Raw genomic sequence first — 21,827 nt, 5'->3', positions numbered from 1 at the left:
GGAGCCACTGCATGTCCCGTGCTGTTGATCGTATCTTGCGCCCTAGCCTGATGGCCCTTGCCATCGCCGTAGCCGCGCCATTGGCCAGCCCTGTCCTGTGCGCCGCCGAGCAATCCGCTGCGCGCGCCTATGACCTGCCCAGCGCCCCGCTGGCCACCACCCTGAACCAGATCGCCAGCCAGGCCGGTATCGCCCTGGCCATCGACCCGGCGTTGGTCAACGGCCGCTCCTCGGCCCCGGTGACCGGCCAGTACGACGGCCTAGGTGCCCTGCAAGCCGCCTTGCGCGGCACTGGCCTGCAACTGCAACAAAGCAGCGTGGGCAGCTACAGCCTGGTGGCTACGCCGGAAGGGACACTGGCGTTACCAGAAACAGCGATCAACGCTACAGCCAATTATGAAAGCGCCTGGGGGGCGGTTGAGGGTTACACCGCAACCCGCACGGCAGCAGGCACCAAGACAGACACTGCCATCGCCGAACTACCCCGCTCGGTAACCGTGATCACCCGGCAGCAGATGGAAGATCGGCCAGTACTCAGCCTGAATGATGCCCTGCGCTATACGGCAGGCGTGCAGAGCAGCGGCTACGGCTCCGACTCGCGCAGCGACTGGTTGCTGGTACGTGGTTTTGTGCCCACCCAGTTCCTCGATGGCCTGCCATTACCCAAGGGGAACTACGCCACCCCCAAAATCGAACCCTGGAACCTGGAGCGCATCGCCGTGCTGCGCGGCCCGGCTTCATCAGTGTACGGCCAGACCCCGCCAGGCGGGTTGCTGGACATGACCAGCCGTCGGCCGCAACTGGAAAGCAGCCATGAAATCGAAGCCCAGGTTGGCAGCAACAATCACAAGCAGATCAATTTTGACAGCACCGGCAAGCTCGACAATGCAGGCCAGTTCCTGTACCGGGTGAGCGGTACCGTGCGTGACAGCGGCTCGCCGATCGACCATATACCGGACAAGCGCTATAACATCGCGCCCAGCCTGACCTGGAACATCAACGACGACACCAAGCTGACCTTCATCTCCCAGTACACCCGCGATGATACGGGTATTACTGGCCAGTTCTTGCCTCTGCAAGGCACCAAGCTGGACAGCCCGGCGGGCAAGATTTCTCACCACAAGAACTTGGGTGATCCAGATTGGGAGTCCTACGACCGCACCTACTACCACCTCGGCTATGCGTTCGAAACCCGCCTGAATGACACCTGGCAGTTCCGCCAGAACCTGCGCTATGCGCGCAACGAACTGGACTTCAAGGGCATTACCGCCGGTGGCTCGATCTGGCCAGCCGGACCGGACGAGGCCGTCAGCGCCGATGGCACCGTGCAACGTACTGCCGGTATCGTCGAAGAAGATATCTCCCAGTTCGCAGTGGATAACAACTTCCAGGCCGACTTCCAGACTGGCCAACTCTCCCATACCCTGCTGCTGGGCCTCGACCATCAGCGCTCGGACAGCAACGCTCGCTGGCGTTGGGGCTCGGCCGGCGTGCCATCAAGCAATATCCATAACCCGATATACGGCCAGGATTTCTCGAACGTTCAGTACTTCGACATGTACGACTACGATCAGAAAACCCAGCAGACCGGCCTGTACGCCCAAGACCAGATGGCCTTGGACAACTGGCGCCTGACCCTGGGTGGTCGTGAGGACTGGGTGCATACCGGCACCACCTTCCACAATCAGGGCGACGCCACCAATACCCAGCGCGACAAGAAGTTCAGTGGTAACGCAGCGCTCAGTTATGTATTCGATAACGGGCTGACGCCATACATCTCCTATGCCGAGTCGTTCCAGGCCGCTACCGGGTCAACCGTCAATAGCACCGATGCATTCAAGCCGACCGAAGGCAAGCAGTACGAGCTGGGTATCAAATACCAACCGCCAGGCAGCAAAAGCCTGTTCACCGCAGCGGTATTCGACCTGACGCAGCAGAACATGTCGGTGACCGAGGGTGGCGTCACCCGCCAGGTTGGCGAAGTGCGCGTGAAAGGCCTTGAGCTTGAGGCTACTTCGGATGTGAGCGAAAACCTCAAGCTGGTGGGCTCCTACACCTACAACGACAGCGAAATCACCAAAGGCACCCGTGAAGAGAAAGGCAAGCGCATGGCGCAGGTTCCGCGTAACCAGGCCACTGCCTGGGCCGACTACACCTGGCACAGCGGGGCGCTGGACGGCTTTGGCGTAGGCGTTGGCGTGCGCTATGTGGGCGACACCTACGGCAACACCACGAACACCGACTGGGGCCATGTGGGCTCGTACACTGTGTACGACGCCTCCGTACATTACGACCTGGGCCGCCTGAACAGCACACTCAAAGGTGTCACCGTGGCCGTAGATGCGAAAAACCTGTTCAACAAGGACTACCTGTCGACGTGCGACGGGTACTACTGCTACTACGGCGACGAACGCAACGTGGTCGCCAGCGTCAATTACAAGTTCTGAGTGAACGGGGGCCGCTTTGCGGCCCCCTGTTCCAACAGACAAAAAACGGTACCGTGATGAAAAGCCCGACCATCCGCCGCTGGTCCGTGATCCACACCTGGAGCAGCCTGGTCTGCACCCTGTTCCTGCTGTTGCTGGCGCTCACCGGTCTGCCGCTGATTTTCCACCACGAACTCGAACATCTGCTTGGCGACGCCCCGCAATTGCGTGAAATGCCCGCAGGTACCCCACACCTCGACCTGCAACAGCTTGTACTGAAAGCGGAGCAGCACCGCCCCGGCGAGGTCATGCAGTACTTCGGCTACGACAAAGACGAACCCAATGGCGTGGTCGCCATCACCGCCGCCACTGCTGGCACCGACCCCAACTTGTCGCACACCTTCATGCTCGACGCCCGCACCGGCGAAGCCGTGGCCATGCCGGCCGCCAATGGCGGTTTCATGATGGTGATGCTGCGCCTGCATGTGGACATGTTCGCCGGCCTGCCCGGCAAGCTGCTGCTAGCCTTCATGGGCGTACTGTTCATCCTCGCAATCGTCTCCGGCACCGTGCTCTATGCGCCGTTCATGCGCCGTCTGGACTTCGGCACGGTACGCCACGAAAAATCCCGTCGCCTGCGCTGGCTCGACCTGCATAACCTGATCGGCGTGGTAACCCTGGCCTGGGCACTCACGGTAGGCGTGACCGGCGTAATCAGCGCCCTGTCCGACCTGGTCATCGCCGCCTGGCGCAACGACAGCCTGGCCGCCATGGTGGCGCCTTACCGCGACGCCCCGCCGCTCACCGAGCGCGCGCCCGCCACACGCCTGCTGGAGATTGCCGAACAGGCTGCCCCCGGCATGCGCCCGGACTTCATCGCCTTCCCCGGCACACGCTTTTCCAGTGAACACCACTATGCCGTGTTCATGAACGGTGCCACGCACCTAAGCTCGCACCTGTTCACACCCGTGTTGATCGATGCCCGTACCCTGGAAGTTACAGCGGTCGGCGAACGCCCCTGGTACATGGACGCCATGGGCCTGTCGCAACCCTTGCATTTTGGCGATTACGGCGGGCGCCCGATGCAACTCCTCTGGGCGGTGCTCGATGTGCTGACCATCATCGTGCTCGGCAGCGGCCTGTACCTGTGGTGGGGCAAGCAACGCAAACCCAAGGAGGCACGCGCATGAGCCACTCGTCGCAACCCGCCTTGCGCATTTTTGCCTGGCCGGCGCTGATCGCCTTGCTGGGAGCCCTGGGGCTGTTCGCCGCCTTGCTGGGTGATGGCTGGTGGGATGGGCTATCCTGGCTCGGGCTCGGCCTACCGGCATGGTTCTCGATACGCGGCCTGTGGCGCCGCTGAGGTAGCCGGCTAACACCGCCATCCTGGCGCCCTGGCGCAGCATGGTCCGCCTTCGCAACAGGAGCCGGACCATGACCACCCAGCCGCATTTTCACACGCTGGATAACCAGCTTGATGCACTGCTACCCCCCATTCATGGCGTCGAGCACAGCCTTGATCTGACGCTTGCCCAACTGTTCCCGGGCCTCTCCATCAGTGCGCGCACGCTGTTTTTCGGTACGCATCACCTATTGCAACTGGTGGGATTCCATCTGTTCGACGGTGGCACTTTTCGTCTGCCTGCGGGTAGCCGCATCAGGCATGTCGACTACCCGGCACTTAGCCTACCTCCCGATTTCAGCAGCCGTATCGGCAGCTTCTGCCAAACCATTCGTCAGCAACTGCATGCGCGCCAGGCAGCGTACTGGCTGGAGCGCAACAGCAAAGGGCTGACGCGTGCTGTCAGCCTGGCAGTGTTGTTCCGCGACCAGCTGGATGCGGAAATTCGCTTGCGCACTACCGATCAGACCCTGTCTGCAGCGCATGCCCAACTGCTCAGGACATGCCTGGAACTGCCACAACCTTGGCAGCGGCGGCACTTGCCCGTCACCGCACGCCCTCAGGTCTACCGCCTGTTGCTAACCAGCACTGACCCCAACTGGCGCAGCCATGTGCCGGGTTTTCTGGTGATTACCGAGCAGGGGGCTGAAGGACGTACGCTTGAGCACCCTGAACCGGTTGGCCGAGCACTATTGTGCAGTATCGCTCACGGCATCGAAGCCTTCGACAACCTGAACGATCTCCACAAGGAGGTATGCGAGCGCCTGGAAGATCCGCAGCAGAGCGAGCACCTGCTCAAGCTCATGATTACCCCTGCTGACCAGCAAAGCGCGCGTTGCGCGGCGCGTTTACGTTATGACTGGTATACCGAGGACGTGGCCGGCTACCTGGCCTCTACCTTGCGTGACGCCCAATCAAGGCACTTGAGCCATGCCTGGCAACTTGCATGGAAGCAAGGCAAGCAGCGTGATATCGAGCAGCTGGACAACGCGCTTGCCCCAGCACTCGACATACGCAGAGCCGTCGGTAGCCGTGGCCCACTGGCCAACCGCTACGGCCTGCTGCTGGAGAAGCACATGCCCAATTGGCTGCGCACCGCATCGCAGCAAGGTGTCGCTCACATCATGCAGGCCATGCAAGAACAGGTGATGGCCATCGAAGCGGCCAGTGCGCCTGGCATTCTGACTTTGGAACAGTTCAGCCAGCAGCATTCGCTGCTGCAGTGGGTAAACGTGCGCCTGCGCGAGTACCTGCAACGTGACCCGGGCCTGGACTGCGATCCGCGTGATATCACCATCAGCGTCACCCTTGCCCGCCAGGTAGGGCCGATCGTGAACCCTCTCCCGCTGGGCAGCACAGTGGGCTACATTCCGGTGGTCAGCCGACAACAGGTGGGCGGTACCGTCGAACTGGTGAATCACACCTACCGCCTCGACGAACTGGCGCTGCTGAACATCAGCTGGTTCGATGTGGACTACTGGCTGACTGCCCGGGTCTATCTTCACGGTGATCAACCCTTGCCCGCGCTCACGCCATTGCGGGTAAAACAGATCGTACGGCGCCTGAATGCCGGCAGCGGTTACAAGGCTTACCTGCACACGCAATTGCTCGACTCGCCAGAGGGCCGATGGCGCCAGGCGGCATACACACAGGTCTACCGCGCCCGCCTGAATGCCGAAGCGGTAAAAGCGCGCTATGTAGGCCATTTTCTCGCCGACACTTTCGCGCAGGGGTATGGCTGGGCCAGTACGCTCATCCGCAACCCCGACAGCCATGCACGCCCACATTACAACGAGCAACAGGTGATCGTTCAGCAACTGCTCGTACACGGCGATACATTGATGGGGGTTTTGCTGCTCGTCTCGCCAGAGAACTCGAATCGAATCGTCGTTCATTGCCCTGACGTCCCGGACAGGCGCTATTGGCGTGAGTACCGCGACATCAAAGCGTTGATCCGGGCTATTCGCGGTGACCTGAGGTTGCAGGACTACCTGGTCCAGCGCCTGCCGCAGGCCAGCAGCAAAAAGCTCAAGGCGCGGTTGCTCAAGGGGCGGGTAGGTGGTGCATCCATTACACGGCAAACCATCACTGGCGATCTGTATCAGGCACTCTACCGGGCCGAGGTCAGAAATCTGATCGCGCACACCGACTCCGTCACCCGCAGCAATCAGGAGCTGCTAGGGGAGTTCTCGGTCAATGTGCTGCGGCTGGTGCTGGACATTGTCACCTTCGTACTGCCGCAACGGACTTTGGTCGCCTTGGCATTTGGCCGTATGGCGATTTCCATATGGGATGGCTTCGAAGCGTTCGACCACGACGACCATGCGGGCGCCTTGCACCATGCCGTGGCTGCTCTCGGCCATGCCACCGCCGGGCTGAACGATATGGCAGGTTCCAGCTTGATGCGCCGTGCTTTGCGGGGGCTGCCCAAACCGCCGCCGATACCGCTACCTAAACACTACGAAACCGCGCCGGACCTTGCCAGGTTGCGCTACCGGATCGACTCGGTACATGGTGAGGCCGTCTATGAACAACTGTCGGCCAGCCCCGGGCTGACCCAGTACTTCGTGCGGGATAACCTGGGCCGCTACTTCAATGTCAGTTTTGACGGCACCCGTTGGCGAGCCACCGATCCCGACCAGCCTTATGCGTACCTGAAACTGCCGATCAAGCGCAGTCAGGATGGCAACTGGGTAGTGGACTCTCCCGTACGCTGGCATGACGGTTTGCCAGACATCACGCAACTGCTCGAACAGTGCCGGCTAGCAACACCGCTCAAGGGCACCGTAGCGATTGAAGACGAACACCTGTTCAACCACGACAGCACACAGTACCTGCAACTGCATAACCATCAGTTGCCAGTACGCCGCCACCTGCTGCCTGGCCACTATCACCTGGTGTTGCCCGCTGGCTTGTCTGGTGTCGTGCCTGCCTGGGCGGTGCTGCGCCACCAGGAGGGTGAATGGCGCATCCGGGTTCGCCAGACCGGCCGCGGCAGCGACTGGCTGGCGTTACCCTCGGGCTATTCGGCCAGCTTGGGCAGCAGCCGGTCCAGCCGCTGATGCAAAGCGCTGCCACTCGGCCAGTTGCGTAACAGCCGCGCCCGGTCCCGGGCGTAGGCCGGGGCGAAGCTGAGCTGGGTGGCGTGCTGGCACATGGCATCCAGGTCGATCAATGACCACTGGCCGTTGTCCCAGAACAGGTTATGGCCCTTGAAGTCGCCATGGCTGATGCGTTCGCGAATCAGCTGCTGCATCACGTGCACCAGGGCATCCACCTGTTCCTCGGGGGCCTCGCCGCTCTCCACATAGGGCGCGAAGCAGGCCGTCAGGTCCGGGCCATCGACATACTCGGTGACCAGGTAGGCGCGGCTGCGCAGGCCCATCACCCGCTGTTCCAGCACCGCCAGCGGCTTGGGTGTGGCGATGTCGAGAAATTCCAGGCGGTGGCCTTCGATCCACGAATGCCAGGCACGGCTCGGGCGCCAGAAGCGCTTGAACCAGTGCGCCGTGTTCTTGATGTTGTAGCGCTTGAGCACCAGCTGGCGGCCATTGACCTCGATCCGCGCCACGCTGGCAGCACCTCCGGTCTTGTACAGGTGGCCCTGGTCGATCAACGCATCAGCCTGCGCCAGCACAGGTTGCATGGCATCGACCTCGCTGCGGCGAATCGCCTGCAAGCCCGACAGGGTGCGCTCGACGCTGAACAGGCTGCACTCGCGGCCGGCCTTTTCCAGGTAATCCTTCTGGCGCCAGTTGCGCACCTTGTCCACCTGCTTCTGCAAGGCCTCCATCGGCAGTGCATGTTCGGCATTGGCCAGCAGGTAATGCACCAGCAGTTCTTCGATGAACGGCTCCAGGCGCTTGGGTAGCTGGGCGAAGAACACGCCGAGGTTTTCCAGCACGCGTGGGCGCGACAGCTGCTGGCCAGGCGTTTCGGCCTTGATGCCAGCGCCATCGATCAGGTACAGCTTACCGCCGTGGCGCAGCAAGTTGTCCAGGTGCAGGTCTTCCTGCCACAGGCCCTTAGCGTGCATCTGCGCGACAGCCGTTAGCGCTTCGCCCAGCACCAGGTGTTGCTCGTCAGATAGCACCGGCAGGTTTTCCACCGCAGCCCAGGCATCGGCGAGGCTTTCGGCGCCGTCGAGGAATTCGAACAGCAGCCAGCCACCCTCGCCTTCCTTGAGGCCGTCAGCCAGCAGCTTCGGCGTGGTCAGCCCCTGTTCGGCCAGCAGCTTCACGCCTTGTAGCTCACGCTGGAAATGCCGGGCGGCGCTACCGCCTACCAGCAACTTGGCCAGCACCGGGGTACCGCGCCAGACGCCAGCGCCCACATAGCGCTGGCCCGGCAGCACGCGCAACAGGCTGAGCAGTTGTAGGTCGGCGCTGCCGGCTGCGTCGGCCAGGGTGATACTCAGGGGTAACGACGGGCTTCGCCCGGCGTCCTTCAGTTCAGACAAACGCATCAGCGGGCCTCTTTTTCACGACGGCGTTGCGTCAGGCGTTGCCGCCAGGTGTCGACCAGTGTGCTGTCAGCCGGCTGCGCCAGGTAGGTCGCCAGCAGCGTGCGCACATCGGCCTCGCTCCAGGCCCGGGCGCGGCGCAGCAGCGGCTCCAGGTCCTTGAGGCGGTCGCGCATGCCGAACAGCAAAGGCCGGGTCTTTTCCAGGTCGATCAGTTGCGCGTCCCAGCCATCGCGGCGTTGGCGCAGGAAGATGTGCTTGGGGTAGAAGCAGCCATGCACCTGGCCGGCGCTGTGCAGGGTGCGCGCCAGCTGGCCACACGCCTGCAGGATGCCGGTGCGTTCGCCATCGCCTAGCTGCGGCCATTGGGCCAGCAGGCTGTCGAGGTCGGCCCATTCGTCCAGGGCACGGGTCATCAGGATGGCCCGGTGTTTGCCGCCTTGCTTGCGCTCACCATAGAACACCGCCTGCAAGGCCGGAATGTGCAGCTTCTGGTAGCGGCTGATGTTGCGAAATTCTCGCGCGAAGGTCGGCTCGCCGAACGGTCGGTGCAGGGTGCGGGTCAGGTAGTCGCTCTGGCGCTTGAGGTAGTAGCCCTTGCCTTCGAGTTCCAGGCGGAACACGCTGCTCCAGCCGCCACGGCCCGTGTTGGGTTCGTCCACGGCATCCAGTTGCAGCGCCCACAGCGCCTCGAAGTCGTCCAGGCCATGGCGTTTGAGCAGCGCGAGGTCCGCGCTGGCCAGGTAATCGGTCATTCCCTTCCCTCGAAAAAGCCCAGCACCTGGCGAATGCGCTTCTTGTCACGCACATTCAGCCGGTCGCGGCCACGGTATTGCAGGTAGAAGCGCAGGCGCTGGGTGGCCGACAGGTGGTATTTGGCCACTTTGTCCAGGCAGGCCAGGTCCTTGATCATCCGGTGCCGCCACATGAAGCCGCGCCAGAAGTCGCCGGTAGGGCAGTCGATGAAGAATAGCGTGCCTTGGTCATCGACCAGCAGGTTGCGCCACTTCAGGTCGTTATGGGCAAAGCGGTGCTCGTGCATCACCCGGGTATGGCGCGCCAGCTGGCGGCTGAGGTGATCGACCCAGGCCCGGTCGGCCAAGCGTGCATCGTTGCGTTCAGCCAGCGCCGACAGGTCTTCGGTGCGCGGCAGCTCGCGGGTGATCATCGCCCCACGGCCAAAAGCCAGGCCATTGCGCTCAAGCCCCCACGCCACCACTTCGGCAGTGGGAATACCCCACTTGGCGAACTGCTTGAGGTTCTGCCATTCGGCCTTGATGCGTGGTCGGCCCAAGTAGCGGCGCATGTGCTTGCCGGCCCCAGTGTAGCGTTTGACGTAGTAGTTGACCCCGTCACGCTCGATGCGCACCACCTCGCTGAGCGGGTCGCGGGTCAGGCGCTCGCCCTGGAGGGCAAATACCGCATCGAGGCTGCCGAAGTCCGCCGCCAGGTGTTCATAGCCTGGCGCCAGTGTCCAACCCGCCATCAGAGTGCATCCCCATAGCGTTGCTTGCGGTCATAGAGTTTCTGCGCCTTGCGGTCCAGCCAGGCGAGCAAACGGGCTTCGTCCTTCAGGATTTGCCGCAGTGGGCGCTGGAAGTAACCCCGCAAAAAGCGCAGTTTGTCGCGCTGGGTCAGGCCGATGTCCAGCGCCGAGAAGTACAGCGCGGCCAGGTCCTTGTCGCGCCAGCGGCGGCTGATTTTCGCTCGGGTCTGGGCACGGTGCAGGTCGATAACCGACAGTTTGAAGTCATCCGCCGTCACCGGGCGGTCGGTGTGCAGCAGGAAGTGGCAGATGTAGCAGTCGCGGTGGTTGACCCCGGCGCGGTGCATGCCACCGGTCATCTTCGCCACTTCGGCGATCAGCGCGCGCTTCAGGCGTGGCGCGGGCGGCTGCTTGACCCAGTCGATGCTGAAATCTTCCAGGCTGATAGTCGGCGCCAGTTCCTCGGTGATGATGAACGAGTGCTGCGTAGCCGGGTTGCTGCCGCGCTCGCCATAGGCGACGGCGGTCATGGTCGGCACGCCCACCTCGTGCAGGCGCTGGATGGCCTGCCATTCCTGGCCGGCACCGAGCACCGGCAGCTTGGCGGTGAACAGGTTCTTGAAGATCTCGCCCCAGCCGATGCCGCGGTGGATCTTGACGAAAAACCCTTCGCCCTCCACCTCGGTACGCAGCGTGCGGCGCCCTTCCAGTTCGCGATAGACCTCGCCTTGCAGCGCCTCGACGGCGTCGAAGGCATCTCGCCCGGCCCACAGGCGTTTGAAGGGCTCGGCCACTATCAGCTTCATGCGGTTTTCTGCCCCAGGATCACGTCGGCAGCATGCTGCGGCATGCTGTACAGATCAGCGGTTTCAGCGAACGCCAGGCCGTTGCGCGACCAACTGGCGCGGGCCTGCGAGTCTTCGAGCATGCGTTGCAGGTAGCCATTGAGCTGGACCTGTTCGAACGGCTCGTCCAGCACCAGGCCGCAGTCGGCCTCGGCAATGTAGTGGGCGTAACCGCACACCTTGGACACCAGCACCGGCAGGCCGGCCACCAGCGCTTCGAGCAGCACCGTACCGGTGTTCTCATTGTAGGCCGGGTGAATCAGCAAATCGGCACCCAGCAGGAAGCGCGGGATGTCGCTGCGGCCCTTGAGGAACTGCACCTGGTCGCCCAGGCCCAGGGTGGCGCTTTGCAGGTGGAACACCTTGGGGTCGTCCTGGCCGATCACCATCAGCCTAGTGCGTTTGCGCAGGGCCGAAGGCAGTGCGGCCAGCGCCTTGAGGCTGCGGTCCACACCCTTGGTCTTGAAGCCCGAGCCAATCTGCACCAGCAGCAGGTCGTCATCGCCCAGGTTGAATTCCTTGCGGAACTCGGCGCGAATTTCAGCGGCATTGGCCGGCGCACGGCGGTCTTGGGAAATGCCTGGCGGCAGCAGATGGAAGCGTTCCACCGGGGTGCCGTAGTGCTTGATGAACAGCGGCTGCTGCACTTCGGAAATCATCAGCACATCGGTGTGCGCGTCCTTGGCGAATACCGCACGCTCGTACTCGGCAAAGTGCCGGTAACGGCCCCAGCGGCGGTACAGGCCGCCACGCAGGGTCTGCGCCTTGTCTTCGAAGCAACCGTCGGCGGCGTAGTACACGTCCAACCCCGGCATCTTGTTGAAGCCGATCAGGCGGTCGACCGGGCGCTTGGCCAGGTCGGCGGCCATCCAGGCGCTGAGCTTCTCGTTACGGCGGTGGTTGAAAATCGCCTTCACCGGCGCCACCAGCACTTCAAAGCCCGGGGGAATGTCACCTTCCCAGATCAGCGTGTATACACGGATCTGGTGGCCCCGCTTCTGGCATTCCAGGGCAATGCGCATGAAGTCGCGCTGCAGCCCGCCGAAGGGGAAATATTTGTAAAGCACGAAAGCCAGTTGCATCAACGGACATCCTCAGCCAGCAGCAACGCGCTCAAGCGGCCCGCCACATGCTCGGGATTCAGGCGAGTGAAGCACAGCGGCCACTCGCGTTTCAGATCGAATCGGCGCAGGTCATCGGCGCTCGGTTTGTAGGTGCACTTCTTCTGCAGGCAGGGAGCGCAAGGCCAGTCACTGGCCTGGTGAATCTGGGTCCGTCCGTAGGCACCAGTCAGGCCCGGGTTGGTCGGGCCGAACAGCGAAATGGTGGGTACATCGAGTGCTGCGGCCAGGTGGCCAAGGCCAGTATCGACCGCCACGCAGGCTTTAGCCGCTGCCAGCACGCGGGCAACGCCGGCAAGGTTCAATTTGGGGAGTACCTGGCAGTTGTTCAAGCCCTGGGCGATGCGCTCGGCGCGCGCCTTCTCGGCCGGGTTACCCCAAGGCAGACGTACTTCCAGCTTGCGCCGGCCCATGCGCTCGGCCAGTTCGCGCCAATAAGCTTCAGGCCAATGCTTGGTTGCCCAGGTGGTGCCATGCAGGAACACTACATAGGGCGCAGCCGGCGGCAGCTGCAGGCGGTCCAGGTCCAGGCCGTAGTTGCCGATGCCTTCCGGCAAGTCGTAGGCCAAGGCCATGGCGAACAACTGGCGTACCCGCTCCACCGCATGCTGGCCGGTGGCAACCGACAGACGCCGGTCATAGAAGCGGCTGGCCCAGCCTTCGCGGGCCGAGTAGCGGTCCAGGCCGGCGACGGGGGCCTTCACGTAGCGGGTCAGCCAGGCCGACTTCACCAGGCCCTGGGCGTCGATCACCAGGTCGTATTGGCGTTCGCGCACACGCTGCTTGAACGCCTTCCACTCGCCACTCTTGAGGGTTTGCCAGAGGTTCTTGCGCCAGCGGCGGATGGCCACCGGGATAACCTGGTCGACCGCCGGGTGCCAGCTGGGGATTTCGGCAAAGCCTTCTTCCACCACCCAGTCGAAACGGATGCCCGGGATGGCATGGGCGGCATCGGTAAGCGCCGGCAAGGTGTGGATCACATCACCCAGCGACGAGGTCTTGATGATCAGTACCCGCACTTAGTCGACCTCGGCCACGGTATCGATCAGGTCCGGCCCGCTCAGGCTGTGCAGGGCGGCAATGACTTTGCCCGGCTCCAGCAGACGCAGGCAGTTGTAGTGACCGAAGCGGCAGGTACGGTCGAAACACGGGCTGCACTCGATGCCGGTGCGCACCACTTCCACCTGGTCGGCCAGCGGCGGGGTGAATCCGGGCGACGTCGAGCCGTATACGGCCACCAGTGGGCGGTTCAGCGCGGCGGCCACGTGCATCAGGCCGGAGTCGTTGGACACCACGGCATGGGCGCAAGACATCAGGTCGATGGCCTCGGCCAGCGAGGTTTCGCCGGCCAGGTTGGAAGACTCTTCACGGAAACCCGGGATCAACCGGTCACGGATCTGCTCACCGACCGGGTGGTCTTTCTTCGAGCCGAACAGCCACACCTGCCAGCCCTGACGGATCATCGCGTCGGCCACGGCAGCGTAATGCTCGGACGGCCAGCGCTTGGCCTCACCAAACTCGGCACCAGGGCACAGCGCCAGTACCGGGCGGTCCAGCTCCAGGCCGAACTTGGCCAGTGCGGCGTCGCGGCTTTGCGCTTCGATCTGCAGGCTGGGGCGCGGGTACGGCTGCGGCAGCTCGGCACCAGGCGCGTAGGCCAAAGCCATGAAGCGCTCGATCATCAGCGGGTAGCGGGCCTTGTCCAGCTTGCGCACATCGTTCAGCAGGCCAAAGCGCATTTCGCCCCGCCAGCCGGTGCGTTTGGGGATACCGGCGAAGAACGGAACCAGTGCCGACTTCAGCGAGTTGGGCAGCAGGATGGCCTGGTCGTACTGGCCGGCCAGGGACTTGCCGATGCGCCGGCGCGTGGCCAGCTCCAGCGCGCCGTGACCGAGCGGGAAGCTCAAGGCCTGGCGCACCTCGGGCATGCGCTCCAGGATCGGCCGGCTCCACTCGGGGGCCAACACGTCGATCACGCAGTCGGGGTGCTGCTGTTTCAGGCACTGGAACAGGGTCTGCGCCATCACCATGTCGCCGACCCAGCTGGGGCCAATGATCAGTATTCTCATGCTTAGTCCAGAAACGCTCGGGGAGGCTACAGACTGCGGTACAGCCTGGCCTCCCCTCTTTATATTCAGGCTATGTGGCGGACAGTGTACCACTCAGGCAAGTCCATGGCTGATCACAGCCCCTGTGGGGACGGTGGGCCGTCAGGTCAAACCCAGTTCCCCCCAGATCCGCCGCACTTGACGGCGTTCATCGGCAAACTGCGCCGCGTCGATCACCCCGGCCTGCTTCTGCAGGGCCTGGCGGTGCGAGGCTGAGCGGAACGCCTTGTACACTTCACGCAACAGCACCGCGTCACTGGCCGGCATCAAACTCGCCTGCTCCAGTTCTTCCAGAATGCGGATGTTATCGGTCCATCGGAGTATGGCCGGGTGGTCATGGGACCAGGCCAAAGCCGCGTATTGCACCATAAATTCGATATCGACGATACCGCCGGCATCCTGCTTGATATCGAAGGGCACACCGGCCTCGAACGCGTTAGCCGCAGTACCCGCAGCCGTGGCCTTGGTCCCCAGGTTGTCACGCATCTTGGCGCGCATTTCACTCACTTCGGTGCGCAGTTTTTCCAAGTCGCGGGCCTGGCCCAGCACCTTGGCACGCACGCCTTCGAACGCCGCGCCAACCTGCTTGCAGCCCACCAGCACGCGGGCCCGCACCAAGGCCTGATGCTCCCAGGTCCAGGCTTCGTTCTGCTGGTAGCGCTCGAAGGCGCCCAGCGAACTCACCAGCAGGCCGGAGGCGCCGGACGGACGCAGGCGCATGTCCACGTCATACAGCTGGCCCGAGTTGGTCTGGGTGGTCAGCAGGTGGATGATGCGCTGGCCCAGCCGGGTGAAGAACTGCGCACTGTCGATGGGCTTGGCACCGTCGGTTTCCTCTTGCGGGTCGCCGTCGTGGATGAACACCAGGTCCAGATCAGAGCCGTGCCCCAGCTCCAGGCCGCCGACCTTGCCATAACCAATGATGATGAATCCCGGATCGCAGAGGCTGCCGTCGCTGCGCTTGGGCTGGCCATGGCGGGCCACGGTCTGGCGCCAGGCCAGGGCCAGTACCTGGTCGAGGATGGCTTCGGCCAGCCAGGTCAGGTAGTCGCTGACTTTCATCAACGGCAGGTTGCCACTGATTTCCGACGCGGCCACACGCAGGCTGTGGGCCAGCTTGAAGTGGCGCAGCGCCTCCATCTGCTGCTCCAGGTCATCCTCGGGGATGCGCGTCAGGCGTTCGCGCAACTCGCTGGCCAGCTCGGGAGCCAGGGGCGGGCTGAACAGGCGGCCTTCGTTAAGCAGTTCGTCGAGCAGCAACGGGTACAGCGCAATCTGCTCGGCAATCCACGGGCTGGCGGCGCACAAGGTCAGCAGACGGCGCAGGGCACCCGGGTTTTCGGTCAGCAGCACCAGGTAAGCCGAACGCCGCGCCACGGCTTCGACCAGTGGCAGCACACGCTCCAGCACCAAGTCGGGATTATCGTGCTCGACCGCCTGGGCCAGCAGGCGCGGAATAAAGGCATCCAGCCGCTCACGGCCAATGCGCTGCATCGACCGCAACTGCGGGCTTGAGCGCAGCCCCGCCAAACGCCGCAAGGCTTCGACAGGCTCTTTGAAGCCAGCCTCTTCCAGCTGCCGGCCAGCGGCTTCTTCATCCTGCGCCTGTTCCCACAGCGGCGACCATTCGCCACCCACCACCAGTTCGCCTTCACCGTCTTCATCATCCGGGTCGGCGATCACCTGACGGAAGTGCCAGTCGATACGGCCACGCCAATAGGTCAACTGGTCGTGGAAGCTCTGCCAGTCGGCAAAACCGAGCATGTAGGCCACCCGCGCCTGGTCGGTCTCGCCCTCTGGCAACATTTGCGTCTGGCGGTCGGCGATGGCCTGGATGGCATGCTCGGTATAACGCAAGAACTCATAACCTTCGCGCAGCTCGGCGACCACCGCCGGCGGCAGGTAACCCTGGCCTTCGAGGGTGGCCAGCACCTTGAGCAACGGCCGTTGCTGCAAGCTCAGGTCGCGCCCGCCGTGGATCAGCTGGAAAGCCTGGGCGATGAACTCAACCTCGCGGATACCACCGGCACCCAGCTTGATGTTGTCGGCCATGCCCTTGCGCCGCACTTCCTGCTGAATCAACTGCTTCATGGTGCGCAGCGCTTCGATCGCGGAAAAGTCCAGGTAACGGCGGTACACGAACGGGCGCAGCATCTCCTGCAGTTGTGCGCCGGCAGCCTGGTCACCCGCCACCACCCGCGCCTTGATCATCGCGTAGCGCTCCCAGTCGCGACCCTGGTCCTGGTAGTACTGCTCCAGGGCATTGAAGCTGAGCACCAGTGCGCCGGCCGAACCATAGGGGCGCAGGCGCATGTCGACGCGGAACACGAAACCATCGACGGTAACCGGGTCCAACGCCTTGATCAGCCGTTGGCCCAGGCGGGTGAAGAACTCCTGGTTTTCCAGCGAACGCTTCACCCCTTCGGTTTCGCCGCCTTCGGGGAAGCCGAAGATCAGGTCGATGTCCGACGACAGGTTCAGCTCCACCGCCCCCAGCTTGCCCATGCCCAGCACCACCATGTGCTGCGGCTGGCCGCTGCGGTTGCCGATGGGCGTGCCGAACTGCTGGCAATGGCGCGGGTACAGCCATTGGTAGGCTTCGTCGATGGCGGCATCGGCCAGGTCCGACAGGTCGCGGCAGGTTTCACTCAGTTCCGCCTGACGGGTGATGTCGCGCCAAATGATGCGCAACTGCTGGCGGTTGCGCTCGCGGCGCAGGTTGCGCGCCAGCTCATCATCGCTTTGCGCCGCCTGGGCGACCGCCGCGATGTGCCCGCGCAGCTCACCCGGCGCATAACGACGCTCCAGTTCGCCACTGGTCAGCAGGCCGAACAGCATGGCCGGCTCGCGCTGGGCCAGGCCCAGGACAAAATCGCTGGCTGCGGCCACCTGGTCGAATTGCTGCCGGTGCAGCGGGCTCCAGGCATTCAGGTCGAGCTCAGGGTGAGCCGCTAGCGCATCGCTGAGGAATTGCTGGTTGCGAGCGACCAGTGGCTGAAGGATGGCGGGCAGATCGGACGGCAAAGGCAGGCGCATGGTCTATCCTTGATCGGCGTGAAATAGAGGGGAAAAAGCGGCCAAGGGGAAGCCGGACCACGGTTGGACTGTCGTACAAAAGTTGGAAATAGCTGAAAAAAACGAAAACTTGGCAACAAACATCAAGAACCACCCGTTCGCGACACAATGCCAACCAACATGAACGTTTTTCCTCACAAGCCAAGGTGCGACCAAACGTCGCACAAATGTAGTTTTACTACTACTCGCGTCGTGTAAAAGCATGAAATGCGAAAGCAAATGTAGTAAAACTACAACGCGCCGGAAGACACCCCCGGTAATCCAAGAATTCACGACGTCTGCCCATAAGGCCAGTCGCAACTTCAGGCAATCGATTCTGGTTGCCTTTCCGCCCTGGAGCAAGCCATGCAAGACCTCGATCCAATCGAAACCCAGGAATGGCTGGATGCCCTGGAGTCGGTCCTCGACAAAGAAGGCGAAGACCGCGCTCATTACCTGATGACCCGTATGGGCGAGCTGGCCACCCGTAGTGGCTCCCAGCTGCCGTATGCGATCACCACGCCATACCGCAACACCATCCCTGTCACCCACGAAGCACGCATGCCTGGCGACCTGTTCATGGAACGCCGCATTCGCTCGATGGTGCGTTGGAACGCCTTGGCCATGGTCATGCGCACCAACCTGAAAGACTCGGACCTGGGCGGACACATCTCCAGCTTCGCCTCCAGTGCCACCCTGTACGACATCGGCTTCAACTACTTCTTCCAGGCCCCGACCGAAGAACACGGCGGCGACCTGATCTTCTTCCAGGGCCACGCCTCCCCAGGCATCTACGCCCGCGCCTTCATGGAAGGCCGCATCACCGAAGACCAGATGAACAACTTCCGTCAGGAAGTGGACGGCAACGGCCTGTCTTCGTACCCGCACCCATGGCTGATGCCTGACTTCTGGCAGTTCCCGACCGTATCGATGGGTCTGGGCCCGATCCAGGCCATCTACCAGGCACGCTTCATGAAGTACCTGGAAGCGCGCGGCTACATCCCGGCCGGCAAGCAGAAAGTCTGGTGCTTCATGGGCGACGGCGAGTGCGACGAGCCGGAATCCCTGGGCGCAATCGCCCTGGCCGGCCGCGAGAAGCTGGACAACCTGATTTTCGTCATCAACTGCAACCTGCAGCGCCTCGACGGCCCGGTTCGCGGCAACGGCAAGATCATCCAGGAACTCGAAGGCGTGTTCCGTGGCGGTGGCTGGAACGTCAACAAGGTTGTCTGGGGCCGTTTCTGGGACCCATTGTTCGCCAAGGACACCAACGGTGCCCTGCAGCGCCGCATGGACGAAGTCATCGACGGCGAGTACCAGAACTACAAAGCCAAAGACGGCGCGTACGTTCGTGAGAACTTCTTCAACACCCCAGAGCTCAAGGCCATGGTCGAAGACCTGTCCGACGACGAGATCTGGAAGCTCAACCGTGGCGGCCACGACCCGTACAAGGTCTACGCGGCGTACCACCAGGCGGTCAACCACAAAGACCAGCCGACCGTCATCCTGGCCAAGACCATCAAGGGTTACGGTACCGGTGCCGGCGAAGCCAAGAACACCGCGCACAACACCAAGAAGGTCGACGTCGACAGCCTGCGTCACTTCCGTGACCGCTTCGACATCCCGGTCAAGGATGCCGACCTGGAGAACCTGCCGTTCTTCAAGCCGGAAGAAGGTTCTGCCGAAGCCAAGTACCTGGCCGAGCGCCGTGCTGCCCTGGGCGGTTTCGTGCCACAGCGCCGCGCCAAGAGCTTCAGCGTACCGACCCCGCCACTGGAAACGCTGAAAGCGATCCTGGACGGCTCGGGCGACCGCGAAATCTCCACCACCATGGCCTTCGTGCGCATTCTGGCGCAGCTGGTCAAGGACAAGGAAATCGGTCAGCGCATCGTCCCGATCATCCCGGACGAAGCCCGTACCTTCGGTATGGAAGGCATGTTCCGCCAGCTGGGCATCTACTCGTCGGTCGGCCAGCTCTACGAGCCAGTCGATAAAGACCAGGTGATGTTCTACCGCGAGGACAAGAAGGGCCAGATCCTCGAAGAAGGCATCAACGAAGCCGGCGCCATGTCGTCGTTCATCGCTGCCGGTACCTCGTACAGCTGCCACAACCAGCCGATGCTGCCGTTCTACATCTTCTACTCGATGTTCGGCTTCCAGCGCATTGGCGACCTGGCCTGGGCCGCTGGCGACAGCCGCACCCGTGGCTTCCTGATCGGCGGTACCGCCGGCCGTACCACCCTGAACGGTGAAGGCCTGCAGCACGAAGACGGTCACAGCCACATGATGGCGGGCACCATCCCGAACTGCCGCACCTACGATCCAACCTACGGCTACGAGCTGGCGGTGATCATCCAGGACGGCATGAAGAAGATGACCGAAGAGCAACAGGACATCTTCTACTACATCACCGTGATGAACGAATCCTACCAGCAGCCAGCCATGCCGGCCGGTGTCGAGGAAGGCATCATCAAGGGCATGTACCTGCTGGAAGAAGACACCCGCGAAGCCGCGCACCACGTACAGCTGATGGGCTCCGGCACCATCCTGCGCGAAGTCCGCGAAGCGGCGAAAATCCTGCGTGAAGAGTTCAACGTCGGTGCCGACGTGTGGAGCGTCACCAGCTTCAACGAACTGCGCCGCGACGGCCTGGCCGTAGAACGCGCCAACCGCCTGAAGCCTGGCCAGAAGCCACAGCAGACCTATGTCGAGCAGTGCCTGAACGGCCGCAAAGGCCCGGTCATCGCCTCTACCGACTACATGAAACTGTTCGCCGAGCAGATTCGCCAGTGGGTTCCGAGCAAAGAGTTCAAGGTCCTGGGTACCGACGGTTACGGTCGCAGCGACAGCCGCAAGAAGCTGCGTCACTTCTTCGAAGTCGACCGCCACTTCGTGGTGCTGGCTGCCCTGGAAGCCCTGGCTGACCGTGGCGAGATCGAACCCAAGGTTGTTGCAGACGCTATCGTCAAGTTCGGTATCGACCCGGACAAGCGCAACCCACTGGACTGCTGAGGAGTATTTTTAAGTGAGCGAACTCATTCGCGTACCTGACATCGGCAGCGGTGAAGGTGAAATCATCGAGCTGTTCGTCAAGGTCGGTGACCGTATCGAGGCTGACCAGAGCCTGCTGACCCTGGAGTCCGACAAGGCCTCCATGGAAATCCCGGCCCCCAAGGCCGGTGTCATCAAAGAACTGAAAGTAAAGCTGGGCGACCGCCTGAAAGAAGGCGACGAGCTGCTGGTTCTGGAAGCCGAGGGCGCCGCTGCTGCGGCCCCTGAGGCTCCGGCCGCTGCTGCTCCGGCCCCGGCTGCTGCCCCGGCGCCTGCTGCCGAAGCCGCCCCTGCGCCAGCCGCAGCCCCGGCTGCCGCCAGCGTGCAGGACATCCACGTGCCGGACATCGGCTCGTCGGGCAAGGCCAAGATCATCGAAGTGCTGGTCAAGGTCGGCGACACTGTCGAAGCCGACCAGTCGCTGATTACCCTGGAGTCCGACAAGGCCTCCATGGAAATCCCGTCGCCAGCTGCTGGCGTGGTCGAAGAAGTGCTGTGCAAGCTGGAAGACGAAGTCGGCACTGGCGACCTGATCTTCAAGCTGAAGGTCGCTGGCGCAGCCCCGGCTGCCGCTCCGGCCCCTGCTGCTGCCCCGGCGCCAGCCAAGGCTGAGGCTGCTCCGGCAGCCGCACCCGCCGCTGCCGCCCCGGCTGCTGCCCCAGCACCGGCTGCTACCGCACCGGCCGCTGGCAGCAACGCCAAGGTTCACGCAGGCCCCGCCGTTCGTCAGCTGGCCCGTGAATTCGGTGTCGACCTGGGCGCTGTTGCCGCCACCGGTCCGCACGGCCGCATTCTGAAAGAAGACGTGCAGGTTTACGTCAAAGCGATGATGCAGAAGGCCAAGGAAGCTCCGGCCGCTGCCGGTGCAACCGGCGGCGCCGGCATCCCGCCGATCCCTGCCGTGGACTTCAGCAAGTTCGGTGAAGTGGAAGAAGTGGCCCTGACCCGCCTGATGCAGGTCGGTGCTGCCAACCTGCACCGCAGCTGGCTGAACGTGCCGCACGTGACCCAGTTCGACTCTGCCGACATCACCGAGCTGGAAGCCTTCCGCGTTGCGCAGAAGGCCGTGGCCGAGAAGGCCGGCGTGAAGCTGACCGTGCTGCCACTGCTGCTCAAGGCCTGTGCTTTCCTGCTCAAGGAACTGCCAGACTTCAACAGCTCGCTGGCGCCAAGCGGCAAGGCCATCATCCGCAAGAAGTACGTGCACATCGGCTTCGCCGTGGACACTCCAGACGGCCTGCTGGTCCCTGTGATCAAGAACGTCGACCAGAAGAGCCTGCTGCAACTGGCTGCCGAAGCGGCTGCGCTGGCCGAAAAAGCCCGCACCAAGAAGCTGTCGGCCGACGAGATGCAAGGCGCCTGCTTCACCATCTCCAGCCTCGGCCACATTGGCGGCACCGGCTTCACGCCGATCGTCAACGCGCCGGAAGTGGCTATCCTGGGCGTCTCCAAGGCGACCATGCAGCCAGTGTGGGATGGCAAGGCCTTCCAGCCGAAGCTGATGCTGCCACTGTCGCTGTCCTACGATCACCGTGTGATCAACGGCGCAGCCGCCGCGCGCTTCACCAAGCGCCTGGGCGACGTGCTGGGCGATATCCGCACCATGCTGCTGTAAGGCAGCCCGCTGCCCCTCCTTGCGAGGGGCAGTACCCTTTTCGAGCTGCCACGCTCGTACCTCAACCCCGTCGATTGGCGGGGCTTTTTTTTGTCCGCCGATAGGGTTGTGGCGCCGGGGAGATCGAGCGCCGCGCGGGCGGCGCTCGGTTTCCCAGGCGCCAAAATTCTCAAGGCGAACTAACATTTCCGGCCCAACAGCCGATAACCCGTACACAGCATCACGCATGGCCGCTTGCCAGCCCTCGGGACATGATG

The 21,827-nt window shown here is 63.1% G+C and carries 14 protein-coding genes; 6 read left to right on the top strand and 8 right to left on the bottom strand.

Annotated elements, in window-relative coordinates; translation table 11 throughout:
• Positions 1 to 11 precede the first annotated feature (11 nt).
• The 4 genes from FHW75_RS22035 to FHW75_RS22020 all read left to right on the top strand — a co-directional run bounded on the left by FHW75_RS22035 (position 12) and on the right by FHW75_RS22020 (position 6,890).
• On the top strand, positions 12 to 2,447 hold the full coding sequence (locus FHW75_RS22035; RefSeq protein ID WP_183674566.1) for a TonB-dependent siderophore receptor: 2,436 nt from the start codon (positions 12 to 14) through the stop codon (positions 2,445 to 2,447).
• Between the two features lie 56 nt (positions 2,448 to 2,503).
• Positions 2,504 to 3,616, top strand: coding sequence for a PepSY domain-containing protein (locus FHW75_RS22030; protein ID WP_019096914.1), 1,113 nt, complete (start codon positions 2,504 to 2,506; stop codon positions 3,614 to 3,616).
• Positions 3,613 to 3,789 carry a hypothetical protein gene (locus FHW75_RS22025; protein ID WP_174244660.1) on the top strand — a complete coding sequence of 59 codons (177 nt, stop codon included), beginning with the start codon at positions 3,613 to 3,615 and terminating at the stop codon, positions 3,787 to 3,789. Before FHW75_RS22030 ends, FHW75_RS22025 begins: the two co-directional genes overlap by 4 nt.
• Positions 3,790 to 3,860: 71 nt before the next feature.
• Positions 3,861 to 6,890, top strand: a complete 3,030-nt coding sequence (locus FHW75_RS22020) for a dermonecrotic toxin domain-containing protein (RefSeq protein ID WP_027615924.1) — start codon at positions 3,861 to 3,863, stop codon at positions 6,888 to 6,890.
• Here FHW75_RS22020 and FHW75_RS22015 read toward each other — a convergent pair.
• From FHW75_RS22015 to glnE, 8 genes are all read right to left on the bottom strand, one after another.
• On the bottom strand, positions 6,851 to 8,293 hold the full coding sequence (locus FHW75_RS22015) for a lipopolysaccharide kinase InaA family protein (protein ID WP_019096917.1): 1,443 nt from the start codon (positions 8,291 to 8,293) through the stop codon (positions 6,851 to 6,853). The genes FHW75_RS22020 and FHW75_RS22015 overlap by 40 nt on opposite strands.
• Positions 8,293 to 9,045 (bottom strand): lipopolysaccharide kinase InaA family protein, encoded by a 753-nt coding sequence (locus FHW75_RS22010; protein WP_019096918.1) that lies wholly within the window; start codon positions 9,043 to 9,045, stop codon positions 8,293 to 8,295. Before FHW75_RS22010 ends, FHW75_RS22015 begins: the two co-directional genes overlap by 1 nt.
• Positions 9,042 to 9,776: a lipopolysaccharide kinase InaA family protein gene (locus FHW75_RS22005; RefSeq protein ID WP_016714545.1), complete on the bottom strand. Its 735-nt coding sequence runs from the start codon at positions 9,774 to 9,776 to the stop codon at positions 9,042 to 9,044. Before FHW75_RS22005 ends, FHW75_RS22010 begins: the two co-directional genes overlap by 4 nt.
• Complete coding sequence (rfaP, locus tag FHW75_RS22000; RefSeq protein ID WP_016714544.1) at positions 9,776 to 10,582, bottom strand: lipopolysaccharide core heptose(I) kinase RfaP; 807 nt, start codon at positions 10,580 to 10,582, stop codon at positions 9,776 to 9,778. The genes FHW75_RS22005 and rfaP overlap by 1 nt, the downstream gene beginning before the upstream one ends.
• On the bottom strand, positions 10,579 to 11,703 hold the full coding sequence (locus FHW75_RS21995; RefSeq protein ID WP_183674563.1) for a glycosyltransferase family 4 protein: 1,125 nt from the start codon (positions 11,701 to 11,703) through the stop codon (positions 10,579 to 10,581). Before FHW75_RS21995 ends, rfaP begins: the two co-directional genes overlap by 4 nt.
• Positions 11,703 to 12,761 (bottom strand): lipopolysaccharide heptosyltransferase I, encoded by a 1,059-nt coding sequence (gene waaC, locus FHW75_RS21990; RefSeq protein ID WP_016714542.1) that lies wholly within the window; start codon positions 12,759 to 12,761, stop codon positions 11,703 to 11,705. The genes FHW75_RS21995 and waaC overlap by 1 nt, the downstream gene beginning before the upstream one ends.
• Positions 12,762 to 13,811 carry a lipopolysaccharide heptosyltransferase II gene (gene waaF, locus FHW75_RS21985; RefSeq protein WP_016714541.1) on the bottom strand — a complete coding sequence of 350 codons (1,050 nt, stop codon included), beginning with the start codon at positions 13,809 to 13,811 and terminating at the stop codon, positions 12,762 to 12,764. It lies immediately after the preceding gene.
• Positions 13,812 to 13,952: 141 nt separating this feature from the next.
• Positions 13,953 to 16,886: a bifunctional [glutamate--ammonia ligase]-adenylyl-L-tyrosine phosphorylase/[glutamate--ammonia-ligase] adenylyltransferase gene (gene glnE / locus FHW75_RS21980; RefSeq protein WP_025754053.1), complete on the bottom strand. Its 2,934-nt coding sequence runs from the start codon at positions 16,884 to 16,886 to the stop codon at positions 13,953 to 13,955.
• Between the two features lie 384 nt (positions 16,887 to 17,270).
• Here glnE and aceE point away from each other — a divergent pair, with 384 nt between their 5' ends.
• Positions 17,271 to 19,916, top strand: coding sequence for a pyruvate dehydrogenase (acetyl-transferring), homodimeric type (gene aceE, locus FHW75_RS21975; RefSeq protein ID WP_019096920.1), 2,646 nt, complete (start codon positions 17,271 to 17,273; stop codon positions 19,914 to 19,916).
• A 13-nt stretch (positions 19,917 to 19,929) separates the two neighbouring features.
• Positions 19,930 to 21,570, top strand: coding sequence for a dihydrolipoyllysine-residue acetyltransferase (gene aceF, locus FHW75_RS21970; RefSeq protein WP_027610127.1), 1,641 nt, complete (start codon positions 19,930 to 19,932; stop codon positions 21,568 to 21,570).
• The last annotated feature ends 257 nt before the right edge of the window (positions 21,571 to 21,827 follow it).

It is taken from the genome of Pseudomonas sp. OG7 (assembly GCF_014192825.1).
Taxonomy (GTDB): Bacteria; Pseudomonadota; Gammaproteobacteria; order Pseudomonadales; family Pseudomonadaceae; genus Aquipseudomonas; species Aquipseudomonas monteilii.
Note: the sequence above shows the minus strand (reverse complement) of the source record. Positions and strands in the feature narration are given on the sequence as shown.